The sequence below is a fragment of the Cellulomonas sp. McL0617 genome (genome assembly GCF_049994875.1).
Taxonomy (GTDB): Bacteria; Actinomycetota; Actinomycetes; order Actinomycetales; family Cellulomonadaceae; genus Cellulomonas.
Genome location: NZ_CP188256.1, coordinates 1,989,396 through 2,014,618 on the forward strand (window position 1 = coordinate 1,989,396; position 25,223 = coordinate 2,014,618).

The 25,223-nt window shown below is 73.1% G+C and carries 25 protein-coding genes; 7 read left to right on the plus strand and 18 right to left on the minus strand.

All coding sequences use genetic code 11. From position 1 onward, the window contains the following. Position 1: 1 nt before the first annotated feature. Positions 2 to 754, plus strand: coding sequence for an FAD:protein FMN transferase (locus ACPPVS_RS08950; RefSeq protein ID WP_426595726.1), 753 nt, complete (start codon positions 2 to 4; stop codon positions 752 to 754). On the opposite strand, the gene ACPPVS_RS08955 is transcribed toward ACPPVS_RS08950, so the two are convergent. Continuing rightward, positions 711 to 1,940 (minus strand): sensor histidine kinase, encoded by a 1,230-nt coding sequence (locus ACPPVS_RS08955; RefSeq protein ID WP_426595727.1) that lies wholly within the window; start codon positions 1,938 to 1,940, stop codon positions 711 to 713. The two genes, ACPPVS_RS08950 and ACPPVS_RS08955, sit on opposite strands and share 44 nt — an antisense overlap. Continuing rightward, positions 1,937 to 2,605 (minus strand): response regulator transcription factor, encoded by a 669-nt coding sequence (locus tag ACPPVS_RS08960; protein WP_426595728.1) that lies wholly within the window; start codon positions 2,603 to 2,605, stop codon positions 1,937 to 1,939. The genes ACPPVS_RS08955 and ACPPVS_RS08960 overlap by 4 nt, the downstream gene beginning before the upstream one ends. Before the next feature lie 146 nt (positions 2,606 to 2,751). Here ACPPVS_RS08960 and ACPPVS_RS08965 point away from each other — a divergent pair, with 146 nt between their 5' ends. Further along, positions 2,752 to 3,396 (plus strand): DedA family protein, encoded by a 645-nt coding sequence (locus ACPPVS_RS08965; RefSeq protein ID WP_426595729.1) that lies wholly within the window; start codon positions 2,752 to 2,754, stop codon positions 3,394 to 3,396. A 7-nt stretch (positions 3,397 to 3,403) separates the two neighbouring features. Here ACPPVS_RS08965 and ACPPVS_RS08970 read toward each other — a convergent pair whose 3' ends face one another. Next, entirely contained in the window at positions 3,404 to 4,063 is a 660-nt protein-coding gene (locus ACPPVS_RS08970) for a response regulator (protein WP_426595730.1), read from the minus strand. After that, a complete protein-coding gene (locus ACPPVS_RS08975; RefSeq protein WP_426595731.1) occupies positions 4,060 to 5,238 on the minus strand; it encodes a sensor histidine kinase in 1,179 nt (392 codons plus the stop codon). The genes ACPPVS_RS08970 and ACPPVS_RS08975 overlap by 4 nt, the downstream gene beginning before the upstream one ends. A gap of 100 nt (positions 5,239 to 5,338) precedes the next feature. Here ACPPVS_RS08975 and ACPPVS_RS08980 point away from each other — a divergent pair, with 100 nt between their 5' ends. From ACPPVS_RS08980 to ACPPVS_RS08990, 3 genes are read left to right on the plus strand one after another with little or no spacing between them, the layout of a single operon-like run. Next, entirely contained in the window at positions 5,339 to 6,265 is a 927-nt protein-coding gene (locus ACPPVS_RS08980; RefSeq protein ID WP_426595732.1) for an ABC transporter ATP-binding protein, read from the plus strand. Next, the gene (locus tag ACPPVS_RS08985; protein WP_426595733.1) at positions 6,262 to 7,749 is read left to right on the plus strand and encodes a hypothetical protein; all 1,488 of its coding nucleotides are present in this window, start codon (positions 6,262 to 6,264) and stop codon (positions 7,747 to 7,749) included. The genes ACPPVS_RS08980 and ACPPVS_RS08985 overlap by 4 nt, the downstream gene beginning before the upstream one ends. Beyond that, complete coding sequence (locus tag ACPPVS_RS08990; RefSeq protein ID WP_426595734.1) at positions 7,746 to 8,525, plus strand: hypothetical protein; 780 nt, start codon at positions 7,746 to 7,748, stop codon at positions 8,523 to 8,525. Before ACPPVS_RS08985 ends, ACPPVS_RS08990 begins: the two co-directional genes overlap by 4 nt. Here ACPPVS_RS08990 and ACPPVS_RS08995 read toward each other — a convergent pair. Further along, a complete protein-coding gene (locus ACPPVS_RS08995; RefSeq protein ID WP_426595735.1) occupies positions 8,522 to 8,962 on the minus strand; it encodes a MarR family winged helix-turn-helix transcriptional regulator in 441 nt (146 codons plus the stop codon). The two genes, ACPPVS_RS08990 and ACPPVS_RS08995, sit on opposite strands and share 4 nt — an antisense overlap. Before the next feature lie 100 nt (positions 8,963 to 9,062). On the opposite strand from ACPPVS_RS08995, the gene ACPPVS_RS09000 reads away from it, so the two are divergent. Beyond that, entirely contained in the window at positions 9,063 to 9,479 is a 417-nt protein-coding gene (locus ACPPVS_RS09000; protein ID WP_426595736.1) for a hypothetical protein, read from the plus strand. 19 nt (positions 9,480 to 9,498) lie between these two features. On the opposite strand, the gene ACPPVS_RS09005 is transcribed toward ACPPVS_RS09000, so the two are convergent. The 12 genes from ACPPVS_RS09005 to ACPPVS_RS09060 all read right to left on the minus strand — a co-directional run bounded on the left by ACPPVS_RS09005 (position 9,499) and on the right by ACPPVS_RS09060 (position 23,859). After that, positions 9,499 to 11,139: an MFS transporter gene (locus ACPPVS_RS09005; RefSeq protein WP_426595738.1), complete on the minus strand. Its 1,641-nt coding sequence runs from the start codon at positions 11,137 to 11,139 to the stop codon at positions 9,499 to 9,501. A 95-nt stretch (positions 11,140 to 11,234) separates the two neighbouring features. After that, complete coding sequence (locus ACPPVS_RS09010; RefSeq protein WP_426595739.1) at positions 11,235 to 12,047, minus strand: class I SAM-dependent methyltransferase; 813 nt, start codon at positions 12,045 to 12,047, stop codon at positions 11,235 to 11,237. A gap of 89 nt (positions 12,048 to 12,136) precedes the next feature. After that, complete coding sequence (locus tag ACPPVS_RS09015; RefSeq protein WP_426595741.1) at positions 12,137 to 12,832, minus strand: FHA domain-containing protein; 696 nt, start codon at positions 12,830 to 12,832, stop codon at positions 12,137 to 12,139. Further along, positions 12,829 to 14,112: a VWA domain-containing protein gene (locus tag ACPPVS_RS09020; RefSeq protein WP_426595742.1), complete on the minus strand. Its 1,284-nt coding sequence runs from the start codon at positions 14,110 to 14,112 to the stop codon at positions 12,829 to 12,831. Before ACPPVS_RS09020 ends, ACPPVS_RS09015 begins: the two co-directional genes overlap by 4 nt. A gap of 28 nt (positions 14,113 to 14,140) precedes the next feature. After that, a complete protein-coding gene (locus tag ACPPVS_RS09025) occupies positions 14,141 to 15,184 on the minus strand; it encodes a protein phosphatase 2C domain-containing protein (protein ID WP_426595743.1) in 1,044 nt (347 codons plus the stop codon). Next, positions 15,169 to 17,457, minus strand: a complete 2,289-nt coding sequence (locus ACPPVS_RS09030) for a tetratricopeptide repeat protein (protein WP_426595744.1) — start codon at positions 17,455 to 17,457, stop codon at positions 15,169 to 15,171. The genes ACPPVS_RS09025 and ACPPVS_RS09030 overlap by 16 nt, the downstream gene beginning before the upstream one ends. Continuing rightward, positions 17,454 to 18,563, minus strand: coding sequence for a hypothetical protein (locus ACPPVS_RS09035; RefSeq protein ID WP_426595745.1), 1,110 nt, complete (start codon positions 18,561 to 18,563; stop codon positions 17,454 to 17,456). The genes ACPPVS_RS09030 and ACPPVS_RS09035 overlap by 4 nt, the downstream gene beginning before the upstream one ends. Further along, positions 18,560 to 19,510: a glutamate ABC transporter substrate-binding protein gene (locus tag ACPPVS_RS09040; RefSeq protein ID WP_426595746.1), complete on the minus strand. Its 951-nt coding sequence runs from the start codon at positions 19,508 to 19,510 to the stop codon at positions 18,560 to 18,562. Before ACPPVS_RS09040 ends, ACPPVS_RS09035 begins: the two co-directional genes overlap by 4 nt. Further along, positions 19,507 to 20,778 (minus strand): hypothetical protein, encoded by a 1,272-nt coding sequence (locus tag ACPPVS_RS09045; protein ID WP_426595747.1) that lies wholly within the window; start codon positions 20,776 to 20,778, stop codon positions 19,507 to 19,509. Before ACPPVS_RS09045 ends, ACPPVS_RS09040 begins: the two co-directional genes overlap by 4 nt. Beyond that, entirely contained in the window at positions 20,775 to 22,085 is a 1,311-nt protein-coding gene (locus ACPPVS_RS09050) for an AAA family ATPase (protein ID WP_426595748.1), read from the minus strand. Before ACPPVS_RS09050 ends, ACPPVS_RS09045 begins: the two co-directional genes overlap by 4 nt. Next, positions 22,082 to 22,609 carry a hypothetical protein gene (locus ACPPVS_RS09055; protein ID WP_426595749.1) on the minus strand — a complete coding sequence of 176 codons (528 nt, stop codon included), beginning with the start codon at positions 22,607 to 22,609 and terminating at the stop codon, positions 22,082 to 22,084. The genes ACPPVS_RS09050 and ACPPVS_RS09055 overlap by 4 nt, the downstream gene beginning before the upstream one ends. A gap of 32 nt (positions 22,610 to 22,641) precedes the next feature. Continuing rightward, entirely contained in the window at positions 22,642 to 23,859 is a 1,218-nt protein-coding gene (locus ACPPVS_RS09060) for a toxic anion resistance protein (protein ID WP_426595751.1), read from the minus strand. Positions 23,860 to 24,081: 222 nt separating this feature from the next. Between ACPPVS_RS09060 and ACPPVS_RS09065 the strand changes: the two genes are divergently transcribed. After that, positions 24,082 to 24,336: a PspC domain-containing protein gene (locus tag ACPPVS_RS09065; RefSeq protein WP_426595753.1), complete on the plus strand. Its 255-nt coding sequence runs from the start codon at positions 24,082 to 24,084 to the stop codon at positions 24,334 to 24,336. Here the strand turns inward: ACPPVS_RS09065 and ACPPVS_RS09070 are convergent. Further along, entirely contained in the window at positions 24,333 to 25,193 is an 861-nt protein-coding gene (locus ACPPVS_RS09070; protein ID WP_426595754.1) for a sigma-70 family RNA polymerase sigma factor, read from the minus strand. The genes ACPPVS_RS09065 and ACPPVS_RS09070 overlap by 4 nt on opposite strands. Between the last annotated feature and the right edge of the window lie 30 nt (positions 25,194 to 25,223).

Consider the following 25,223-nt stretch of genomic DNA (forward strand, 5'->3'; position numbering starts at 1 on the left):
GGTGCGTCACCTCGAGACGGTGATGGGCATCCCGATGTCGGTGGACGTCCGCGACGACGACCCCGGGACGCCCGAGCTGGTCGACCGCGCGTTCGAGGTCCTCCGGGAGGCCGACCGCCGCTTCAGCAGGTACGACCCGGCCAGCGAGGTGAGTCGCTTCGGGCGCGGTGAGCTCCGTCCCGCGGAGCTGTCCGACGACCTGCGCGCGGTGCTGGCGGTCGCCGGCCAGGCGTGGGAGGACTCCGGCGGCGCGTTCTCGGTGCGCAGGCCGGACGGCACGCTCGACACGGACGGCGTGGTGAAGGGCTGGGCCGCGCAGCGCGCCGCCGACGTCCTCGTCGACGGGGGAGTGCGGAGCTTCTGCCTCAACGCGGGCGGCGACGTGGTCACGCGCGGCGAGCCCGAACCCGGTCGCGGCTGGCACGTCGGCATCCGGGATCCGAGCGATCCTCAGGTGTTCCTCGTCGTGCTGGAGCTCCGTGACGGCGCCGTCGCGACGTCCGGGACCTACGAGCGGGGTGCGCACGTCTGGGACGGGCGCACCGGTGAGCTCGCGACCGAGCTGGTCTCGGCGTCCGTGGTGGCCCCGGACCTCGCCCGGGCGGACGTCCTGGCGACGACCGTCCTGGCGCTCGGCCCGGCCGGCGTGGCGTGGGCGGGCGAGCACGGGGCGACGGCCGTCATCGCCGTCGGCGCGGACGGTCGGATGCTCACCGACGCCCCAGGTGCGGCGCTGCTGGGAACCAGAGGCTGATCTCGGCGCCGGTCGCCCCGTCGCTGCGCGCTCCCGCCGCGACGGCCCCGCCGTACTGCGTGGCGACCTCGGCGACGAGCGCGAGCCCGAGCCCGTAGTGGCGTCGGCGCCGGTGGTCGTCCCTGCGGGCCGAGGCGAACCGGTCGAACACCGAGGCCCCCTGCGACCCCAGTCCGGGTCCGTCGTCTCGGACGGCGACCGTGACCCGTGCGCCCGAGACCACGACCCCGACCTCGACCTGCGAGGTCGCGTGGTCGAGGGCGTTGTCGACCAGCGCCGTCACGGCTCGGCGCGTCGAGGCGTACCCGGAGAGCGCGATGGCTGTGGCATCGCCGGTCCGGGTCAGACGGAGGCCACGCTGGTCAGCCGCGGCGCGAGCCGCCTCGACGACCTCGTCGGCGACGGCAGAGACGTCGAGCGGCACCGCGTCGACGGAGCGCGGATCGGCCGTCAGGAGCATGTCGTCCAGGACGCCCGCAAGAGCAGCGGCGTCGCCGAGGAGCCCGTCGACGTCCTCGCGGACCCGCGCCGACGTCCCCGCACGGTCGGTCAGGTGCCGATCGAGCAGCTGGACCCGTGTCGAGAGCAACGTCAGCGGCGTCCGCAGCTCATGGCTGGCGTCGGCGACGAACCGTCGCTGGAGGCTCAGGGCGGACGCCATGGGTCGCACCGCGCGCCGCGTGAGCCAGACACCACCGAGACCGGCGAGGACGATGCCGAGGCCGCCGGCCACCAGGAGCGCCGCCTCGAGCCTCTCCATCTCCTCGTGCGCGGGGCGTGGGTCGAGCGCCGCCTGCACGACGCGACCGTCGTGCGGCACGGTCACGACCTGCAGGACGCCCTGGTCGGTCTCCACGGCCGTCCGGACCGCCCGACCGCTCGACGTCGCCCGCTGGATCGCGGTCACGTCCGGCAGGCCGGTCGGGAGGTTCGCCGACGCGTCCGTGCTGCCGTCGGCGACGATGGCGACCCACATGCCGGGACCTGCGTCGTGCACGGCGTCGATGGATCGGGCCGTCGACGCGATCAGAGCCTCGCCCCGACCGTGCAGGGAACGGCTCACGACGACGAGCACGGTCGTCGCGACGACCAGGATGACGACCAGCACGAGCGCGGCCGTCTGCAGCCCGAACCGCCAGGACGCGCTCCGAAGGGTCTGGCGTTCGGCCTCGGTCAGCCCGTTCACAGCTCACCCAGCCGGTAGCCGGCGCCCCGGACGGTGGTGACGGCGGACTTCCCGAGCTTGCGCCGCAGGTAGTACACGTAGGTGTCGACGACTCCCTCGTCGGACACGTCCGGGAACACCTGGAACAGGATGTCCGACCGGCTGAACACCTGCCGGGGGCGTCGCGCGAGGAGCCCGAGCAGCGCCGCCTCCCGCTCCGACAGACCCCGCTCCTCGCTGTCCGCCCGCACCACGCGGCGCGACTCGACCTCGAACGTGCCACCGGGGACGGGCAGCACCGACGGTGCCGGACCGTGCGCCCTGCGCCGCAGCGTCCGCAGGCGCGCCGCGAGCTCGTCGAGGTCGAACGGCTTGCTGAGGTAGTCCTCGGCACCGGCGTCGAGGCCTGCGACCCGGTCGGCGGGGTTGGCCAGCGCCGAGAGCACGAGCGCCGGCGCCACGACGCCCTTGGAGCGCAGCCGACCCAGGAGGTCGAGCCCCTCGATCCCGGGCAGGCCGCGGTCCAGGACGATCACTGAGTAGCTCCGGGTCAGCCCGAGGTGCAACCCTCGCTGCCCGTCGAGCGCGACGTCGACCGTGTAGCCCTCGCCCTGCAGGACCTGCTCGAGCATCGCGGCCAGCCGCCGGTCGTCCTCCACGAGGAGCAGCCGTGCTTCGTCCTCCATGCAGTGCCGTACCTCTCCGATGCGAACCCGGGTCGCCGTGAGCGTGGCGGACGGCACCTTCGGATCCCCTGAGAGTCGTGCGGCGGCGACCTGCCCGGCCGGGAGATACTCGGGCCCTACCGCCAGCGACCACGGGGAGACCGTCGATGCTCGACAGCTTCACCACCTGGCTGCAGACCGTACCCGCGGGGGTCGTCTACGCGGTGATCTTCGCGCTCGTGTTCGCCGAGGACGCGCTGTTCTTCGGCTTCGTGCTCCCGGGCGAGACGGTGGTGATCCTGGGCGGCGTGCTGGCCAGCCAGGGGCGCATCGAGCTGGCGGTCCTCATCCCCGTCGTCGTGCTCGCCGCGATCCTCGGCGACAGCGTGGGGTACGAGGTGGGCAAGCACGTAGGTCCCCGGCTGTTCGCGTCGCGCTTCCTGAAGGACCGGCAGGACGGGATCGCCAAGGCGCAGGACCTGCTGGCCAGGCGCGGCCAGTCGGCGGTGTTCCTCGGGCGGTTCACGGCGTTCTTCCGCGCCATGATGCCCGCACTGGCCGGCGCCTCGCGGATGCCGTACCGGCGCTTCCTGCCGGCCAACGCTGCCGGCGGGATCGTCTGGGGGGTCGCCACCGTCCTGCTGGGCTACTTCATCGGCACCGCGTACGAGCGGATCGCGTCCCGGATCGGCGAGGGCCTCGCCATCGCGGTCGCTGTCGCCGCGGTCGTCGCGTACGTCGTCTGGCGGGTGCGCAAGCGCCGGGCCGAGCGCGCGGGCGAGCGCGAGTCCGAGGAGGCCGAGGCGGAATGACCCGCCGTCACCGGTCGCCCGGGACGACCAGCCCCGACTCGTAGGCGAGCACGACCGCCTGGGTGCGGTCGCGCAGGCCCAGCTTGGTCAGGACGCGGCTGACGTGCGTCTTGACCGTCTCCTCGCCGACGACCAGCCGCGTGGCGATCTCCGTGTTGGACAACCCCTCAGCGACGAGCAGCAGCACCTGCGCCTCACGGGGTGTCAGGCCGGCGACCACGGCCGTGGTGTCCGGGCGGCGGGCGCGCTGTCGCGCGAACTCGGCGACGAGTCGGCGGGTGATCGTCGGCGCGAGCAGCGCGTCGCCAGCGGCGACCACGCGGACCGCGTCGAACAGCCGCTCGGCCGTGACGTCCTTGAGCAGGAACCCGCTCGCGCCGGCCTCGAGGGCGTCGTAGACGTGCTCGTCGAGGTCGAAGGTCGTCAGCACGAGCACCCGCGGGCGGTAGTCGTCCTGGACGATCCGCCGGGTGGCCTCGATGCCGTCCATGACGGGCATCCGGACGTCCATCAGGACGACATCGGGTCGCTCCGCGCGGCACAGGAGCACCGCCTGCGCGCCGTCGGCGGCCGCACCCACGACCGTGAAGTCCTCCTGGGTCGCCAGCAGGGCGCCGAACGCCGCGCGGACCACCTCCTGGTCGTCCACGACGACGATGCGGGTCACGCCGCGCTGCCGCGGGGGAGCACGGCCTGCACCACGAAACCCCCGCTCGGACCGCGTCCGGTCGACAGCGTGCCGCCGGCCATCGCGACGCGCTCGCGCATCCCGGAGAGCCCGTGGCCGACGGGTCCGGGGCCCGGACCGGGTCCGTCGTCCCGCACCCGGACGACGAGCTCGTCGGTCCGGTAGTCCAGCTCGACGTCGACCGCCGCACCGGCCGCGTGCCGCCGCGCGTTGGTCAGGGCCTCCTGGACGATGCGGTACGCGGTGAGCTCGATGCCCTGGTCGAGCGGCGCGACCTGGCCGGTGACGATGAGCCGGGCGCCGCCGCGGCCGACCACCCGGACGTCGTCGAGCAGCTCGGTCAGCTGGTCGAGGCCCGGTTGCGGCGAACGGCTGGACGTGTCGGCGGCGTCGGCGTCCTCGCGCAGCACCCCCAGCAGGCGGCGCATCTCGGTCAGGGCTGTCCGGGCGGTGTCGCCGATCGCGACGAGCTTCTCGGCGCCCTCCGGCGGCATCCCCGGCGTCGTGAGGCGGGCGGCGTCGGCCTGCAGGGCGATCAGGGAGACGTGATGGGCGACGACGTCGTGCAGCTCGCGCGCGATGCGTGCCCGCTCGCCGCGCGCGAGGTGCTCCACCGTCGACTCCGCCGCTGCCTCGACCACGGCGTCCTTGTGGCGCGACTCGGTGCGCAGCCGCCAGAACGCGCCCGCGGCACCCGCGCCAGCGGCCAGCAGGAGGACGGCGAGGGCCGTGCCCCGGCCCTCGGGGAGGAAGCGCCCGGCCAGCACGACCCACGCGGCGAGCGGGGCGGCCAACCACGCGAGCCGCGACGGCGGCCGCGTGCAGCCGACGGCGGCGAACACCACCGCGAGCGCCACGAGGCCGCCCACGGACGGTGGCAGCCCGGCGACCAGGCAGAGCGTCGTGGCGGCAGTCGTCAGTGACGCTGCCGGCACCGGCCAGCGCCCGGCCAGCGCGACCGGCGCGGTCATCCCCAGCGCGAGCAGGACCGCGACGAGCGTGTCCCCGGGGCGGTCCGCGCTCGGCGCGATGCCGCTGCCCGTCGGTGCCACCTGCGACGTGGACGTGACGCCGGCCCCCGCCTGCATCAGCACCAGGACGCTGAGCGCTACCGCGGCGACCGGCCACGCCGCGGGACCCGGACGCCATCTCATCCGTCCATTGTGACCTGCGGTGTCATCCCCCGGGCGGGGGAGGCGAAGATCCCGCTGCTGCGTGACGACCCGGCCCGGGCCGGCTCCTAGCGTCGTCGTCATGCAGCCCTCCCTCGATGTGCGCGCCCTGTCCAAGCGGTACCGCGGCACCCTCGCGGTCGACGACCTGACGTTCAGCGTCCGACCGGGCGAGGTGACCGGCTTCGTCGGCCCCAACGGCGCCGGCAAGTCCACGACCATGCGCGTCGTTCTCGGCCTCGATGCCCCCGACGCCGGGGAGGCCCTGGTCAACGGCGTGCGCTACCGGGCGCTCGATCGCCCGCTCACGCAGGTGGGCGCCCTTCTCGACGCGGACGCCGTGCACCCGAGCCGACGTGCCCGCGACCATCTGCTCTGGATCGCGCAGAGCAACCGCATCCCGGGCCGCCGGGTCGACTCGGTCCTCGACGAGGTCGGACTGGCATCCGTCGCCCGCAAGCGCGCCGGCGGCTTCTCGCTCGGCATGCGGCAGCGGCTCGGGATTGCCGCCGCGCTGCTCGGGGACCCGCCCGTCCTGCTCTTCGACGAGCCGACCAACGGCCTCGACCCGGACGGGATCATCTGGATCCGCGAGCTGATGCGCCGGCTCGCGTCCGAGGGTCGGGTGGTCCTGGTGTCCAGCCACCTCATGGGTGAGCTCCAGGACACCGCCGACCGCCTCGTGATCATCGGCCGAGGGCGGCTCGTCGCGCAGACGACCGTCGCGGACCTGCTGGCCACGGCCTCGAAGGACCAGGTCGAGGTGTTCACGCTGCTCCGCTCGGAGGCCGTGGCCGTCCTGGCCAACGCGGGGGCGACCGCGGCGGTGAGCAGCGCGCAGAGCATCGTCGTGCAGGGGCTGGCGGGCGACGCGATCGCGGGCCTGCTCACCGGCGCCGGGGTGTCGTTCACCGAGCTGCGCCGCCATCGGGCCTCTCTCGAGGAGGCCTACATGGATCTCACCCGCGGGTCGGTCGAGTTCGCGGCGAGCGAGGGTGGTGCCCGATGAGCACGATCCTCGCGGAGTGGACGAAGCTCCGGACGGTGCCGCGCTGGCTCCTCACGATGGCGTTGGCCATGGTGCTGACCGTCGGCGTCAGCATGCTTGGCGCCCAGGGCTCGATGACGGACGTGAACGAGCACCCAAACTTCGTCGTGGGTCCCGGCGGCGCCCCGGTCGCGGACGAGCTCGGCTTCGTCCACCGCACCGTGACGGGTGACACCACGCTGACCGTCGACGTGACCTCGCTCGAGCCGGTGGCCGATCCGGAGGGCCAGCGGCCGGGGTCCGCGCACGGGACGCAGTCGCCGACGACCCCGTGGACCGACATCGCTGCCGGGCTGACGCTCAAGGACGGCACCACCAGCGGCTCGTCGTACGTGTCGGTCCTGCTCACGGGGAGCCACGGCGTGCGGATGCAGTCCGACTTCACCGATGACGTGGCCGGTAGCGCGAGCAGCGGCGCGCGGTGGTTGCGCCTGACGCGGTCCGGCGACGCCGTGACCGGGTACGAGTCCGCCGACGGGCACACCTGGCACACGATCGCGACGATGACGCCGGCTCACGTGCCGTCTGCCGCCGAGATCGGGATGGCGGTCTCGTCCGCACCCGCGAGCTTCGTCGGCCGCGGCATGGGCGGCGCCTCGGTCGGAGCCCATCCCACGTCCGCCGTCGCCACCTTCACCGGCGTCGATCCGGACGGCGACTGGACGGCCGCTCAGGTGACGATGCCGATCGAGGAGCTCGGCCCCCTGAACAACGACGCAAGCCCGACCCCTGCGGTCCTCACCCAGGACGGTGACACCTACACGATCGTCGGCACCGGCAAGGTGGGGCCTCAGGCGCCCGACGACGACATCGTGGAGTCGACCCTGCTCGGTGTGATCCCCGGGGTGCTGGCCCTGATCTGCCTCGGCGTCCTGTTCGGTACCTCGGAGTACCGGCGCGGTCTGATCCGGACGACCGTCACGGCCACGCCGCGACGCGGCCGGGTGCTGGCGGCGAAGGCGATCGTGCTCGGTGCGGCCACGTACGTGCTCAGCCTGGTCGCGGTGGTCGTGTCCTTCCTCGTCGCGGTCCCCATCCTGCAGGGCAACGGCATGGCACCGCCCGCCTTCCCCGACCCGTCGCTGGCCGACCCGGCGGTCGCACGGACCCTGCTGCTGACCGCAGCGTTCATGACCGCCGTCACGCTCGTCGCGCTGGCCGCAGGCATGCTGCTGCGGCGAAGCGCACCCGCGATCACGCTCACGATCGTCCTGCTGCTGCTCCCGCTGATCGCCGGGACGGTGCTGCCCGGCACCTCGCCGAGGTGGCTCATGTACACGACCCTGGCCGGCGGCCTCGCGACGATGCGGTCGAAGCCGCCGACCGACGGGCTCGCGGAACCCTGGGCGCTCATCGGTGCCGGAGTCGGCATCGCGGTGGTCCTCGTCTACGCCGCCGTCGGCATGGGGCTCTCCTGGTGGCAGCTGCGGAGCCGCGACGCATGAGCGGGTTCGGGCCTGCGCTGCACGCGGAGTGGACCAAGGCCCGCACGCTGGCGAGCACCTGGTGGCTGCTGGCCTTCGTCGTGGTGTCGATGGTGGGGCTCGCGGCCGCGATCACCGGGACGCTCGACACCGACGCCTGCAGCGGCACGTGCGACACCGTCAAGCTGAGCCTGACGGGAGTGCGGCTGGCGCAGGCGGGCGTTGCCGCCCTCGCGGTCCTCGTCGTGAGCTCCGAGTACGCCACCGAGACGATCACGACGACGCTCGCCGCCGTGCCACGACGCTCGGTCGTCGTCTGCGCCAAGCTGGTCCTGGTCTCGGCGTCCACCCTCGTCGCCGGCGGCGTCGGCGTGCTCGCCGCTGTCGTGGTCGGGCGCGGCCTGCTGGCCGGTCGAGGGTTCACCGCGGCCTCGGGCTACCCGGACGCGGGGTTCGACGCCCTGGCCACCCGTGCGGCCGTGGGGACCGTCGTCTACCTCGTCCTGGTCGCGGTGCTCAGCGCCGGGACCGCACTGATCGTGCGGGACACGGCAGCCGCCGTGACGATCGTGCTGGCAGCGCTGTTCGTCGCGCCCCTTCTCGCCATGGCTGTCGACGCCGACTGGCAGGACCGGATCCACCGGTTCGCGCCGATGGACGCCGGTCTGGCCGTCCAGGCGACCCGCGACCTCGGGGCCCTGCACATCGGCGCGTGGCCCGGGTTGGCGCTCCTCGGGGGATACGCGCTGGTCGCGGCCCTGCTCGGCGGGCTGGCGCTGATCAGCCGCGACGCCTAGCCCGGTGCGTCGTGGTGGGCCAGCAACCGCGTGAGCAGACCGGTCAGCTGCGCGCGCTCGTCGGCGGACAGGGGAGCCAGGAGGTCCTCCTGGACGAGGTCGGCCTGCACAGCCAGCATCTGCATCCGTTCCCGGCCCGGCCCCGTGATCGTCACGACGTTACGACGTCGGTCGGCCGGGTCGGGCAGGCGTTGGACGTGGCCCGCGGTCTCGAGGTCGTTCAGGCAGCCGACCATGTCGCTCAGGTGGATGCCCGTGCCGCGACCCAGGTCCGCCTGGCTGGTCGGGCCGTGCTCGGCCAGTGCCGCGAGGATGCGGTAGTCGTACCCCCGGGCGCCGATCGCAGACAGCCGCTCCACGAGCAGGCGATGGGCATGGGCCGCCGTCTGGGTCAGCAGCCAGCTGGGCAGCGCTGCGACTCTGGAAGGTCCGGTCATGGCGCCGAACCTAGCAGGATCGTTCGCCGCTCGAACGTCTTGCGGTCATTCGTTCAGCGGTCTAACGTTAGTCCCACCAACGACTAGCGAGGGATCGACCATGACGCTCAACGGACAGATCATCGGACAGGCCGAGCGCGCGACCCGCACGCTGCTGGAACGGCAGCTGCGATCGACCGGCCTGCGGTTCGAGCAGTGGGTCGCTGTGAACCAGCTCCAGGCCGGGGTCGCCGATCGCGGGCAGCTCGTCGGGCGCCTCGTCGGCGGCCTGAAGATCGACGACGAGGCCGCGCAGGACGCGGTCGACGGCGTGATCGCGCTCGGCCTGGTCGCTGGCGAGGACGACCGGCTGACGCTGACGCCGGCGGGTGCCGAACGGTTCGGCATGGTGCTCGGACAGATCTCCGCGATCACGGAACGGCTCTACGGCGACGTGCCGCCCGCCGACCTCGAGGTCGCGGGCCGGGTCCTCACGCTCGTCACCGAGCGTGCCGACGCTGAGCTCGCCGCCTCCTGACGGGCGTTCGGCGGGCGGGTCACACCGACGCGGTGCTCGATGCCGCGGCCTCCGTGCGCGGCGTGCGCGGATGCCGCAGGGCGGCGAGGAACGACACGCCGAGCGCGATCGCCATGCCGTAGAACACCCACTGCGACGCGGACGCGAACGAGTGCGCGACCGCATCCTGGATCTTGGGTTGCAACGCTGCGGGTACCGACGCGAAGGCCTCCTGGTTCTGCTGGTGGGCGGCCGCCGTCGCGACCGAGTGCGCGTCGTCCGGCGTCAACCCGAAGCCGACGAGCGCGTCGGTGAGCCGGCTGGTCAGCACGGTCGCGAGCACGGTGCCCAGCACCGCGATGCCGAGCGCGGAACCGTAGTTGCGGACCGTCTGCGTGATGCCGGTGACCTCGCCGTACGACGCGTCGATGGCGCGGTTCACGGCGTCCGTGCTGGCCGGTCCGAGCAGCAGGCCGATGCCGGCACCCGCCATGACGATGTAGGGCCACTGCGCGTTGAACGACAGGTCGGTGAGCTTGTCCGCCCACAGCGCGAACCCGACGGCGCCGAGCGCCGAGCCGAGCACCATCGGGCGGCGGGCCCCACCCCGGTCGAGCATGCGTCCGCCCACCTGGGCGGCCGGCGCGAACCCGGCGAAGAACACGAGCAGGTAGAGACCGGCCTCGTTCGCGTCGAACCCGAGCGAGATCTGGGAGTACGTGCTGGCGAAGAAGAACGCCGGGACGAACGCGATCATCGAGAAGAAGAGCACGACGTTGTCGACGACGAACGCCTTGTCCCGGAAGACGCGCACCTTGATCAGCGGGCTCCGCCGACGAAGCTCGAACCGCGCGAAGATCACCAGCACCACCAGCCCGGCGGCGAGGCAGGCCCAGGTGAGCGGGCTGTCCCAGCCCCAGACGGGTGCCTGCTCGAAGCCGAGGACCGACAGGCCCATGCCGAGCGCCACGAGCCCTGCGCCCGCCCAGTCGATGACCTCGCGGCGACGGGACGGCGGGATCTTGGCCAGCAACGTGAGGACCAGGGCGATGATCGCGACCGGGATGTTGATCCAGAAGATCGCGCGCCAGGTCCACTGGGTCAGGTAGCCGCCCGCGATCGGGCCGATCGCCGTGAGGGCGCCGCTGACGCCGAAGAAGACCGCCAGCGCGCGACCCCGTTCGTGCAGGGGGAAGGCGGCGACCACCACGGCCAACGCGGCCGGGATCATGATCGCCGCGGACACGCCCTGCAGAACCCGGAACGTGATGATCCAGGTCTCGGCGGCCGACCCGGTGGGCGTCGCACCGCACAGTGCCGACGAGCCCGCGAACCCGACGATGCCGAGGATGACCATCCGGCGGTGCCCGAGGACGTCGGCGAGGCGCCCACCCAGCGCGAACGTGGCGGCCAGGGCCAGGAGGTAGGCGTTGATGACCCACTGCGTGCCCGACCGCGTGAGCGAGAGCTCCTGCTGGATGCTGGGCGACGCGATCGCGACGATGGTCTGGTCGATGAACGTCATGGCGACGGCGAAGAGCATCGCGGCGAGAGCGATGTTGCGCGCCGTCCCGACCGCTCCGGTGGGCGGCGCCGCCGCGGTCTCCGGAGGCGTGGGGCCGGCTGCGTCCACCGCCGGTTCCGGGCTGGTCGCTTCGGGGGTCACGGTCGGCTCGCTCATGGGCTCCGCTCCTGTTCGGGTCGCGAGGAGGGGAGCGACCGGCACAAAGTCTTCACAAGTCGGGTGCGTCCGGCAACTAGCTAGCCGTGCGAGGTTCAGGCCTGGCCGAGCGTGTAGCGGACCTCCTGCTCGAGCCGGATCGCCCCGTCGCCGTCGCGGAACGGGTCCAGCCTCTCGAGCAGGAGCGTGCGCACCGCCGGACGCTCGGCGGCCGGCACGGCTTCCCACATCCCGCGCTGCCCGTGCGACCAGGTGAACGCGAGGTAGTGCTCGGCGTCGCGGAACGCGGCGGTGACCGTGCCGTGCACCGTGCGGACGCCCCCGACGCCCGCGTCGACGAGCAGCTCCTCCATCGCCTCGTCGGAGGCGAACGGGCCGCGAAGCCCGCTCGTGCGCGCATCGAGCATCGCCGGCGGCAGGTAGGCCGTGAAGGCGCCGTCCAGCTCGCTCCACCGACCGTCCTGCGTCCCGAAGGTCGTGATCCCGATCCGACCGCCCGGTACCAGCAGGGCGACCCACGCGCGGAGCGCGGCCGGCGGGTCCGGCATGAAGAAGAGCACGAGCGACGACGCCACGACGTCGAACGACGCGGCGGGCACGGCAGGTGCGCGGGCGTCACCCACCCGGACCTCGACCTGGGGGAGGCCGCGCAGATCCTCGGCGGTCCGCTCGACCATCCGAGGCGCGAGATCGATGCCGAGCGCGTGACCTGTCGGTCCCGTCGCCAGCGCCAGCGGCCGCAGCGCGGCACCGCGCCCGCAACCGATGTCGAGCACGCGCTCACCCGGCTGGACGGCAAGTTCCTCGACGAGGCCCAGCGCGATCGGCTCGAACCACGGGACGCCGACGTCGTCGTAGGTGTCCGCCGCCCGGTCGAAGACCCCGGCGACGCCCTCGGGTGCAGTCATGGGTCCACCTTGGTGCAGAGGACACCCGCCGGCCAGACGCCGCCTCGGCCGGGTCGTCCCCCTTCGGCCGCGACGTGGCGGTGGAGGCTCTACACCTCGCCCGGCAGCGCCCTGCGGATCACGATCCGCGTCCACGCGCCGACGAACAGCCGGTCGCCGTCCTCGAGCTCGCGGCGCTGGCCGACGGGGATCGGGATCGTCGGAACGGGCTCCCCGGGCTTGCTGACGTAGGTGCCGTTGGAGGACTGCAGGTCCTCGACCCACCATCGCTGGCCGTCCGTGTTCAGCTGGCAGTGCCGGCGGGAGACCCCGGAGTCCGCGCCGCAGTCGACCTGGGGGTGGATGTTGCGGGACACCGACGGTCGGCCGACGAGCACGCTGCGCTCACGCAGCGGGACCAGACCCGGCAGGCCGACGGACGGCATGGGGTCCTCGGGCTTCTGCGCCTCGTACCAGTCGGGGTCCACCCAGATCTCCGCGACCCACGAGTCGGGTCCGGCGGGCGGGGGAGTCGGCGATGCGGGGGGCGCGACGACGGGGGTCGGCGTCGACGCGGCGACCGGCAGCGAACCCGTCGTGAAGTCGTACCCGCAGGTCTCGCAGAACAGGGCACCGGCCGCGGCGGGTGCGCCGCAGTTCGAGCAGGTCGTCGCGGCGCTCGTCGCCGCGGGCGGGTCGGCCAGGACCGGGGCGGCGGGCGGCGCGGCCGCGATCGGCGCACCGCAGATGTCGCAATAGTCCGTCGACTCGGAGGCGTGACCGTTGGGGCACTGGACCGTGCTCACCGGCGGACCCGGGTGGTCTTGGTGGACGCGGTGTCGAGCGCCATCTCGTCGAGCTTGGCGGCGTTCCGCTTGAGACGCACCGTGCCCTTCTCCTCGTCGTCGATGTCCACGACGCGACGCAACCGGCTCGTGGCCTCCTCGTTGCCGGTCTCCTGGGCGAGCTGCACGGCGCGGCCGAGCTTGACCGTGGCTGTGGCCTCGTCGCCCGCCGCCTTGGCCGCCAGACCCTCCTGGATGGCCGAGGCGAGCTCGGCCTGGCCGGTGTAGTGGGCGACCTCCGGGCTGATCCGGGCCGTCAGGGTGTCGTCGTCGGACCACTGCGCCTTGACCAGCGCCGACGTGAGCACCTGCCCGCCGACGGCGATCTGCACGCGCGCTGCGAGCTGTTCCGACCCGATCGGCTTGGACGGCACCCGGACGGCCACGTGGTAGTCGCGGGACTCGTCGCCCCACGCACCCGTCGGGTAGGCGCCCGTGAGCGCGTTCACCTCCGTGCGCCGGGCCGTCAGGTCCTCGACCGTCGGCGCGACGCGGCGGACGAACAGCACCTGGGCCCCCTGCGGCGCCCAGACCCGCAGCTCGGCGTCGGCGACCCCCTTGGACATCGATGCCTGCACGAGGCGACGGAAGTCCTCGGCGATGTCGGCCGGGTCGGCGATCAGGTCCACGGTCCCCAGCAGGGCGGAGGCGATCTCGCGCAGCTCGGACACCTCCCACCTGGCACCGACGCCACGCGCGTCGCACTGGAACCGTCCCGTCACGTCCCGGATCGCCTTGGAGAGCTCGTCGCGCGGCTCGGACTCGTTCTTGCCGTCCGTGAGCAGGATCGCGTGGCGCTGCGTGGCCTGCGGGACGTACGCGAAGACCTGGTCGGCCAGTCGCAGCCAGGTGCTCATCGCGGTGCCGCCGGACGCGGACATCAGCGAGATCGCGCGCTTGGCCTCGCGGCGCGCCCCGGGCTCCATCTGCACGATCGCGACGGGCGCGTTCGGATAGGGGAACGCGCGCTGGGCCACGTGGCTGCCGCCGATGATCGCGAACCAGGTGCCGTCGGCGATCTGGTCGACCGCGACCTGTGCTGCGTACTTGGCGGCGTCGATGCTCGGGCCCTGCATCGAACCGGACGTGTCCACCATGACGATCTCCGCGACCGTCCCCGCGGCCGACGCGGCCCCCGCAGTCCCGGCCCCCGTGCTGGTCACGGTGACGATCGCGTGCACGTCCGTGGCGCCCTCGGGGAGGAACTCGTTCTGGAACACCTCGGTGTGGAACTCGGCCACGTCTGGCTCCTTCTCGGTGCGCGCTCGGTCAGCTGTGGACAGTATCGGCCGTGACCGCGGCGGGCACGACCCCGATGCGAGTGAGTGCCGCGGTGATGTTGTCGGCCCCGCCCTGTGCGTTCGCCCAGCGCACGAGCTCGGCGGCGACCGCCTCGGGTGCGCCCCCGGCGGCGGACTGCGCGGTGCGGACGAGGGCGGCCATCGCCGTGGCCTCGGAGCAGTAGTTCCACAGGCCGTCCGAGCAGACGAGCACCCAGCCGGCGCCCTGGGCGCGGGTGGCGGTCGTGCGGGGGACCACGTCGCTCGCGTCGGCGCCGAGCCACCGCGTGATGGCGTGGGCCTGGGGCGACGACTCGGCCTTGGCGCGCGGCACGCCGAGCGTCATGAGGTCGTTGGCGCCGGAGTCGTCGCTGCTGAGCTGCGTCGGGACACCCGCGTCGGGCAGCCAGTAGACCCGTGAGTCGCCGAGCCAGCCGGCCACCACGTGCGGCCCGTCGACGACCGCCGCGACGAACGTGCACGACGGCGGGTCGTGCCGCTCGCCCATGTCCCCGACCGCGGCTGCGATCGCCTTGTCCGCGGCATCCGCGGCCCGGACGAGCAGAGCGGACCACGCCGAGACGCGCGCCGTGCCGCCGTCGGCCGTGACGCCCCCGACGAGCACGTCCCGCGCGGCCCGGGCCGCGGCCAGGCTGGCGAGGTCGGAGTCCGGCACGCTCGACACCCCGTCGCAGACCACCAGCACGGTGGCGTCTCGGGCGAGCCCGAGCGCCATCGCGTCCTCGTTCTTGGTGTGCCGGATGCCGCGGTCGCACACGCCGCCGAGGGTGGCCGACGGGGCCTCGGCCCAGTGGTCCCGTTCGCTGGCCGCCGGGGTGCCGCAGTCCTGGCAGTACCCGTCGTCGGCGATCGGTCCGCCGCATGCACGGCAGGTGGCGACGGTCGCCGCAGCCGGGGGCGGTGCGACCGCGACGGGCGCCGCGAGCGGCGACCCGCACTGCTCGCAGAACCGGGACCCGTCCTGGGCGACCGTGCCGCACGAGGCGCAGACGAGGCTCACCACGTGGTCCACCGCCGGATCTCGTGCGCACGATCGACCAGCGCGATCCGTTCGTCGTGGTCCTCCGTCAGGGTGGCGAGCTGCCGCAGCGCACCCTCCAGCGCGTCCCGCAGCTCCGGCTCGTGCGCCGGCACGCCGCCCAGGGTGACGTTGCGGACCGGGCCCTTGGCCAGCACGGTGCTCAGCGCGGACCCCAGCACGTCGACCTTCAGCTCGGCCTGCTGCAGTGGAGGCAGGACCACGGACTGGACGCTTGCCAGCGCCTGCGACAGCGCCGTCACGTCGTCCGTCGACCCCGCGAGCAGGCGCGCGCGCATCATGCGTGCGTCGACGTAGGAGCTCCGCGTCGGCGCGACGAGGTCGAGCGCGTGCAGCGCCCCGTCGAGGTCACCGCGCGCGCTGCGGATGCGCGCCAGGCCGAACGCTGCGGGAGCCGTGTAGTTGGCGTCGGCGCGGGCGCAGGTGACGTACAGGGACTCGGCGATGTCGGGTTCGCCGCTGCGTTCGCAGGCCGTGGCGAGGGCGAGCTTCGGCGCGAGCTCGCCGGGCACCTGGCCGTAGACGGCGTTGAACGACGCCCGCGCCGAGACCGGGTCGTCGGTGGCCAGCTGCGAGAGCCCACCGAGCCACGCGGCGCGCCACTCCCAGGGGTCGTCGGCAAGCATCTGGGCCAGGGTGTCGCTCAGGAGGTCCTGCCGGCCGGCCTCGATGGCGGTGCTGGCCCGCCGCAGCCGGACCTCGACGGAGTCCTCGGGCGCCTCGTCGAGCGCACTGAGTCGTTGCACCGGGTCGCTCACGTTCACGCCGGAGAGCCAGCTCGCCGACGGGTCGCTCGCGTCGACCTTGAGCTCGGGCAGCTGGTGCCAGGCGAGCGGGTGACCCGCCTCGTCCGACGCGGGCGACTCGAAGAGCATCGAGGCGGCCGAGTAGAGCGCCGGGCTGCCGGGCCCGCGGTCGGTGGCGACCACCTCGCGCAGGACCCCCAGCACCTGGGCGCGCAGCTCGTCCACGGTCGCGAACCGGTCCGACGGGTCGGCCGCGCACGCCTTGGCCAGGAGCCGGTAGAAGGAGTCGTACTTCTGGAAGACCGGGGTGTCGGCCACCGAGGGGAGCGACGACGCGAAGGTGGTGGTGTTGCCGCGGAAGTCGAGCACGAGCGTCGCGAGCGTGCGGCCGATCGTGTAGATGTCCGACGACACGGACGGACCGACCTCCGGGACCTCGGGTGCCTGATACCCGATCGTGCCGAAGATCGCGGACTGCAGGTCGTCCAGCCGTCGCACGCCGCCGAGGTCGATCAGCTTGACCGAGTCGCCCTGCTGGATCACGTTGTCGGGCTTGAAGTCGCAGAACAGCAGCCCGAGGTCGTGAAGGTACGCGAACGCAGGCAGGATCTCGAGCACGAAGGCGAGCGCCTGGTCGACCGGGAGCGGGCTGTTCACCCCGGAGCTGGCGTCGCGACGATCCTGCAGGATCTGCTTCAGCGAACGGCCGCCGACGAACTCCATCACCGTGTAGCCGGCGCCCTCGTGCATCACGAAGTTGTAGATCTCGACGATCAGGGGATGCTCGACCTCGGCCAGGAACTGCCGCTCGGAGATCGCGGCGGCATACGCGTCGGGGTCGCCGGAGTTGAGCAGACCCTTGAGCACCACCCACCGGCCCGAGACGTTGCGGTCGCGGGCCAGGTAGATCCACCCGAGCCCGCCGTGCGCCAGGCAGCCCACCACCTCGTACTGCCCGCCGACCAGGTCGCCCGGGCTGAGCGCCGGGGCGAAGTCGAAGTGGGTGCCGCACTGCGGGCAGAAACCGGCCGACCGGCCCGGCACGCCGTCCCGGGTGCGCCCGACCTCGTGGCCGCACGACGGGCAGAAGCGCTTGCGCTCCGGCACCTCGGCGACGGCCATGACGGCTTGCAGCGGATCCTGGAGCGGTGCCGCGGGGACGGTCGTCAGCCCGGCGCCGAGCCGTGCACCGCGCAGGCGGGTCGAGGTGCTGCCGACGCGGCGGGTCGGGCGGCTGGTCATGGCGACCGTGCGCGCGGAGCCCAGCGCGGCGGTCGCCAACCGGCTCGAGCTGGTGCGGCCGGTGCGGGTCGACCGCTCGGCCTCCTCGTCGCCGGTCGGGGTCCAGGTGGACTGGGTCGACTGGGACACGCCCGTCCCGAGCAGGGTCGTCGCCGACGCGGGCCCGGAGCCGGCGGACTGCGGCGAGCCGCAGACGTTGCACCAGCCGTCCTCGTAGACGCCGTCGCAGCCGAGCTCGGTGCAGTGGATGGCGGTCATCGCGATCCCTCCTGTGCTGCCGTGGGCAGGTCGCGGGTCAGGTAGAGGTACTGCTCGACGAGGTAGCGCGCCATCGTGACGTCGCAGGGGGTGGCGGTCACCGCGGCGTGCGCCTCCTCGTAGCCGGACCGCACGGTCGGCGACGCGCTGCGGCCGTTCGTGTCGGCGGCGGCGTGGGCACCGGTCAGCTTGTAGCGCAGCTCCGCACGCTCGCGCAGGGGTGCCGAGTAGGCGTCGGCGACCGCCTCGAACGCCCGGCCGACGGCGGCCAGCCGGTCGACGAAGGCGTCGAGCTCCTGGCGCGTGTCCGGGACCGCGCCCAGTCGCGACACGTCGGGGACGGCGAGCTTGGGAGGCGTCGCGATCTCCCTGCGGCACCGCTCGGCCAGCTCGTGCAGCGTCGGCTCGCGCGTCTCGAGCGCGGCCAGCGTCGCGGCCGCGTCGGCACGGCCCTTCTCGAGGGTCCGGCGCTGGGACACGTGCACGATGAGGTCACGCTCGGCGCGCGCGGCGTCCGCCTCGAGCTCGCCAAGCGGGCCGGTCACGTCCGCGCCGCGGGCCGCCTGCGTGACCAGCTTCTGCTCGCGCTGCCGCAGCGCGACGACGCGCTCGGCGGCGGTCGCGTCCGTCCCCGCCAGGTCCTCGCAGCGCACCAGCCCCGCCCGCAGGCCGCGGAACCGCTCGGCCTGGTCGGCGCTGTCCGGGTCGAACGACAGCCGTGCGCGCACCTTGGCGATCATCGCGTCGCAGAGCGTGACGGCCTCGACGAGCGACACGAGCGCCGAACCGAGGCCCGAGTCGAGCCGGCCCCAGACCAGGCGGGACATCTTCTCGCGGCCGACGGCGTCCGCCCGGCCCGAGTCCCACACCACCAGCAGCTCGTCCGCACGCGTGCGGATGGCCTGCCACATGGTGAGCGCGAGGAGCACGTCCGCCGTGTAGGACTCGCCCGTCGGAGAGGCCTGCGCGGCCGCGTCGAGGCGGTCCAGCTCGGTGCGGCGGTCCGTCAGCCAGGCGTCCAGGCCGCCGAGGTAGGTGAGCAGCTCGGGCGCCGGGATCGGTTCGCCCAGCCGCCCGGGTGCGTCGGGGGCGTCGGGCGTCGTCACGGGGTCCGTCCGTAGACCGACGCCGGCGGCACCGGTGCCGGCCCGAGGGCGTGCAGCCAGCGGTCGTACATCGCTGCCCAGGTGCCGTCCGTCTTCGCCTGGTCCAGGACCGCGTTCACGAACCGGACCAGGTCCACCTGGTCCGCCGCCACTCCGACGCCGTACGGCTCGGAGCTGAAGGCCTGGCCGACGACCTTGGCGTACGGGTCCTGTGCGGCGAACCCGGCCAGGACCGTGTCGTCGCCGGTGATCCCGTCCACACGGCCCTCCTGGAACAGGACCAGGCACTGCGTGTGGGTGGGGGCGCTCACGGCCGTGATCTTCGGATAGCTCTGCTTGAGGCGGTCCAGCGTGGTGGTGTCCTCCGGCGCGCAGACCTTCTTCCCGGACAGGTCGTCGATGCTCGTGGCCGTCGAGTCGCGGGTCACCAGCACCTTCTGCCCGGCCTGCAGGTACTCGGCCGAGAACGCGATGTCCTGCCAGCGCGCGCAGTTCATCGTGAACGTGCGGGCGACCAGGTCGACCTCGTGGTTCTTCAGCACGTCGAGCCGCTGCGCCGAGGTGATGACGCGGAACTGCAGCCGGTTCGGGTCGCCGTCGAAGATCGCGGCCGACACGAGGTGCAGCACGTCGATGTCGAAGCCCTCGATCTGCCCGGACAGCGGGTTCCGCGAGCCCATGAGCAGCGTGTCCGCCGAGATCCCGACGATCAACGAGCCGCGGGTCTTGATCGCCTGCATCGTGCTGCCGGCCGGGATCGCGACGCCGCCGTCGGGGGCGTACGACGTGGTCGCGTCGTCGCACACCACCGCCGGAGCGGCGGGTGCTGCGGTCGGTGTGGGGGTCGCCGTGGCCTGCGGTTGCGGGGTGCTCGACGGGTCGCACCCGGACAGAACGAGGACCGCGACTGCGGCCACCGCGCCGAGGGCGAGCAGGCTGCGCCTCATCGGTACTCCTCCACCCGCCGCGAGATGCCGCGCCAGCTCAGGACGGCCGCCACGAGCCCGGCCAGCAGGATCAGCCAGCCGACCAGCACGGCCGCCGTGCCGGCCCCGGACAGCGCGTCCTGGGTGGCGGTGGCGCTGGCCTCGACGCTGCCCGTGGCGGCGGTCGAGAAGGCGTCGAAGGCGGCGTTCGGCGAGTCCGGCGCGAGGCTGATCGCCAGGGCGACAGCCTGGTCCCACTGGCCGGCGTCGTCGAGCGCGCGGATCTTCTGGTGCTCGGCGGTCCACGCGTCGAGCGACTGGACCAGTGCGTCGTCGACGCCCGCGAGCAGGGTGCGTGCCTGGGCCGTCTCGGTCTGGAAGATCTTCTCGTACGCCTGCCCCGAGCCTCGCTTGATCAGCGTGAACGACTCCATCGACTTGGCGTCGTTGGCCAGCGAGTACGCCTGGGAGACGGCCACCGTGTCGGCGTAGGACCCGGTCCGGACGCTCGCGGAGTGCTGGGCGGTGGTGGCCAGGACGAGCGCCCCGGCGGCACTGGCCACCAGCGTCAGGATCGTGGCCCAGAACAGGCCGGAGTTGAGCCGGCGGTGCGTGCGCCGGGCCAGCCAGCTCTGCACGACCACGAACGCGACGAGCGCGATCAGCCCGAGCGTGAGCAGCCACGGCGTCTCGCTCACGGCGTCGAACGACGAGTCGACCCGGTCGGAGTTCGTCTTCACCAGCGAGTCCAGCTCGGGAAGGACGTCGGAGCGGAGCACCGACGACGCCTGGTCCAGGTAGGCCGCGCCGACCGGGAAGCCCTGCCGGTTGTTCGCCCGGGCCTGCTCGACCAGCCCGGTGTACGTGGTCAGGCCCGCCGTCGCCTTGCCCAGCAGCTCGGCGTCCGCCTGGTTGGAGCCGGCCAGCTGCGCCAGCCCGGTCGCGGCCGAGGCGATCGCCGCGTCGTACTTCGCCCGCTGGGCCGGGGGCTCCAGGCCGCCGACGAGGAACGCGTTGGTCGCCGTGGCGTCCGCGACCACCAGGTCGTTGCGCACGTCCTGGATGCCCACGAGCTGGCGGGTGTCGGCGTCGGCACTGGCCAAGGCCCGCGACTGGGCGAGCCCCGTCTGCACCCCGAGCACGCCGACCGCGAGCGAGGCCAGGACGGCGACGACCCCCGCGACGCGCATCCGGCCGGGGGTCCTGCTCAGAGCGGAGGCACGCCTCGTCTGCGCGGGGTCAGGCTCGGGCACGGGAACGAGCAACGGTGGTGCGACCGTCTGCGTCACGCGGGCTCCTCGATGTGGGTCGGCTCGGCGGCGGGTGGTGCGACGGGCTCGTCGGGGGCGTCGACGAGGTCCTCCGGGAGCAGCAGCCGCAGCTGGTCCACGGTCGGTTGCTCAACGTCCCGCAGTCGCCAGGCGTGCCTGACGATCGCCTGGTCGAGCACGTTGCGGACGTAGCGACCGTTGCCGAACCCCTCGTCCCGGATCTGCGTCGAGGCGATCTCGGCGAACCGGCCGAGAGTCTCGGTGGTCGGCTCGAAGTCGGCGGAGCGGGCGGACCGCTCGAAGATCTCGCGCAGCTCGGCGTCGGAGTAGTCGGCGAACTCGACCGTCGTCGCGAACCTGCTCTCGAGCCCCGGGTTGGTGGCCAGGAAGCTCGCCATCGGCCGGGGGTAGCCCGCGACGATGACGACGAGGTCGTCGCGGTGGTCCTCCATGTCCTTGACCAGCGTGTTCACGGCCTCCGCGCCGTACTGGTCCTCGGCGAGGCCGTACGCCTCGTCGATGAACAGAACGCCGCCGAGCGCCGTGGCGACGACGTCGGAGGTCTTCACCGCCGTCTGCCCGAGGTACCCGGCCACCAGCTCGGAGCGGTCGACCTCGACCAGGTGCCCCTTGGCGAGCAGCCCGAGCGCCCGGTAGATGCCCGCGACCAGGCGGGCGACCGTCGTCTTGCCCGTCCCGGGGTTGCCCAGGAAGACCAGGTGCCGTGTGAGGGTCGGCGTCGTGAGGCCCGCCTCGGTCCGGAGCCGCTCGATCCGCAGGAGCTGCGTCTGCTGGCGGATCTGCTCCTTGACGGCCGCGAGACCGACGAGCGCGTCGAGCTCCGCCAGCAGGTCGTCGAGCGTGCGCTCGGGCGGCGCGTCCGCGGCGGACGGCTTCGCCGTCGGTGCCACCGGTCCTGGCAGGGCAACGGCGGGCGGCGCGCCCGGAGCGACGGACCGCTGCACCGCGGCCGTCGCTGAGGCCCGCGCGATGACGTCGATGCCCGCGTCCCCGAGGTCGCAGGCCGCCGAGACGACCTCCACGAGTGCCGCCGAGTAGCCCGTCGCGGCCGGCGTCCCGGCGAGGCCGGTCAGCAGGTCCGTGGGGGAGGTGCGCCATCGTCGCGCGCTGGCCGCGGCCTCGAAGAAGGCGCCGTACGACGCGTCGGGGGACCCCACCGCGGCCAGCCACGCGGCCGGTGCGCCCGTGATCGACTCCGCGACCGCCGCGGACAGCCGGGCGCCCTCGTCGCGGGCGGCGCCCCCGTCCAGACCGGCGGCGAGGCCGGCACGCTCCAGCGCGTCGAGCGCCTCGGTCAGGTTCATGGCTGCTCCACGTGAGGGGTGTCGAGTCCCGCGTCCGGCGCCAGCTCCAACCCGGAGCCGCCGCCGAACTTCTCGGCCAGGAACATGCCGTGCGCGACCAGCGCGTCGGCGTCCTGCCGCGAGACGGCCTCGGAGATCTTGTCGAGCGTGAGGTCGAGCAGGTCGAGCTGGTCGCACAGGAGCATCAGGGACGTCTTCCCCTTCGACACCACCCGCCGGTCGGCGAAGTCGCGGGGGAGGCGCAGGTAGCCGCCGACCGCCTCCGGCAGGTAGCTCGTCGCGGTCGCGACGACGGTGAACGCCTGCTGGCTCCCCGCCCCGAGGCGGTCGAGCCGTGGCGCCATCTCCTCCACGGTCCGCGAGATGGCGTGCACGCGGGCGGTCACGGCGGCGGGTACCCGGCCGACGATCTGCTGCTCGACCGCGTGCGCGGACGCGACGATCTCGGCCGACGTCGGCGCGGGCGGGTCGGTCACCACCTCGAGCTCTGGGCGCCGCCCCCTCAGGCGTCCGAACCAGCTCATCCAGCGCTCGCTCCTCGAGAGACAGGCAAGGTTCAGCTCAGGCCGAGGTCGAGCGAACCGCCGGCCACCTCGGTGGTGTCGGCCTTGCGCACCCGGTCGAGGTACGTCTGGGCCTTGGTGGTCTCGGTCTGCAGCACCCCGACCGTCTGGGCCATCGAGTCGAGCGCCTTGACCTTGAAGTCGTCGATCGAGTCCATCGTCGCGTAGATGTCGCTGAACGCCTGCTGCAGCTGGGCGAGCCCGACCGTGGCGCTGGCGGCCTGCTGCTGGATGCCCGCCGACTGCTCCTTGAGCATCTTCGCCGTCGACGCGATCAGTCCTGAGGTCGTCGTGTTCAGCGCGGTGATCTGGTCGAGCACCAGCTTCTGGTTGTTCAGCGCCTGGGCCACGATCACGGCCGTGCGCAGGGCCGACACCGTGGTCGTCGTCGCGCGGTCGACGCCCTTGATGAGCTCGAGGTTGTTCTTGATGATGATGTCGATCGCCAGGTAGCCCTGGATGCTCACGGCGAGCTGGGTGAGCAGGTCCTGGTGCTTCTGCCGCACGTAGAACAGCACGTCCTGGCGCAGCGCCTTGGCGCGCTCGGGATCCGTTGCGTCGAGCTGCGCGATCGTCGCGGACAGCCGTGTGTCCAGCGACTCGGCCACGTAGATGTACTGGTGCAGCCGGCCCATGGTGTCCCAGAGGTGCTGCTTCTCCAGGTTGAGCGCGGCGTTGTCCTTGCGCAGCTCGTCCTGGCCGTTGTACAGCGCGCGCACGATCCCGTCGATCTGCTTCTGCGAGCTCTCGTACCGGCGGAAGTAGTCGGTGAGCGAGTCGCCGAACGGGATCAGCCCCAGCAGCTTCTTGCCGACGGACGCCTCGCTCGGGTCCAGGTCCTCGACTGTCTTGCGCAGGTCGAGCAGCGACTTGCTGATCTGGGACGTCCCGGACACGCCGCCGTCGCGCATGGCCTTGACGGGCGTCTGCAGGAGCCGGTTCGAGCTGTCCGCCGCCGCGCGGATGTCCGCGTCGCCCATCAGCCGGATGTCGTCCGCCTTCGCCGTCAGCTCGGGGGACCCGGGCTGCGCGGCCATGAGGCTGGTGACGTAGGCGTCGACCTTGGCGTCCAGACCCGGCAGCGCGGCCGCGTCGATCTTGGGCGCCATCGCGGGCGCCTGGGTGGTGGACACCGGGGCCGCCGGGGCGGGCGCCTCGAGCGTGAACACCGACTGGGGAGCCGGGGGTTGCAGGGGTGCTGCGTCGGTCATCGTCGTCCTTCACGTCCAGCACGCTCAATGGTCACGGGATGGTCAAGCAGGCGTGGCGCCGAACCTAGCACGGCCTCCCCGAGAGCCTAGGCGTCCGCGGCCAGGGGAACGAGGGACTCCGCTCAGGGTGGAACTCGGGGTGCTCCCCGATGCGCCCGCGCCCCCGGGCCGAGCATCCTGGACGTACCAGAGCAGGTCGGACGAACAAGGCAGGGGACGACGATGGGCACGATCCACGACAGCTTGGCCGAGCAGGGCCTCGTACGGCCGATCCAGGGTCGGGTGCTCGGCGGTGTCTGCGCGGGCCTCGGACGACGGTTCGGCATCGACCCGTGGCCGGCTCGGCTGCTCTTCCTGCTGATCCTGCTGGTGCTGCCCGGCAGCCAGCTCCTGATCTACCCGATCCTGTGGATCCTCATGCCGACCGAGCGCGTCTCCTACGAGCCGACGGCGCCGGCGGGTCCCGCGACCGCCTAGAAGTCGAGCGGCACCGGGTCCAGCCGCCGGAGCACGTCGCGGTCCATCGTCAGGTCGATCGCGACGATGACGCCGTCCTCGATGGTGAACGCGAACGCCGTGCGGGGGACGCCGCCGGGCGCCCACATCGCCCCGACGGCGCCGCCGAGCAGCGCCAGCTCGGCGGTCTGCGCGGCGCCGTTGAACGACAGCGCGACCTCGCGGGACCCGACGGCGTCCTTGAGGAAGCCGAAGGAGGCGACCTTCGGGTCGACGCGCAGCACGACGTCCGGGTCGAGGGTGGCCAGCAGGGCATCGAAGTCGCCGCCGCGTGCGGCCGTCAGGAAGGCGTCGACGACCTCACGCTGACGGACCAGGTCGGTCTCGACCCGCGCGCCCTGGACGCGCCGACGCGCACGACTGGCCAGCTGGCGCGTGGCCTCGGGGGTCCTGCCGACCATCGGCGCGATCTCGTCGAACGGGACCGCGAACATGTCGTGCAGGACGAACGCGAGCCGCTCCGCGGGCGCGAGGTGCTCGAGCACCACGAGCATGGCGAGCCCGACGGAGTCAGCCAGAACGGCCTCCTCGGCGGGGTCGACGGCGAGCTCGTCGACACGGGGGACCTCCAGGTCGAGCGGGTCCTCGCGGCGCGAGCTGCGGCTGCGCAGGCGGTCCAGGCAGATACGGGCGACGACCGTCGTGAGCCATCCGGGCAGGTTGTCCACCCCGTCCGCGTCCGCGCGGTCCAGGCGCAGCCACGCGTCCTGCACCGCGTCGTCCGCCTCGCTCGTCGAGCCGAGCATGCGGTAGGCCACGGCCGCCAGCCGGGTGCGGTTCTCCTCGAACCGCCGCGCGAGGTACTCGTCGTCGCTCATCGGGCCATCCTCTCGTCTGTTGCCCTGATG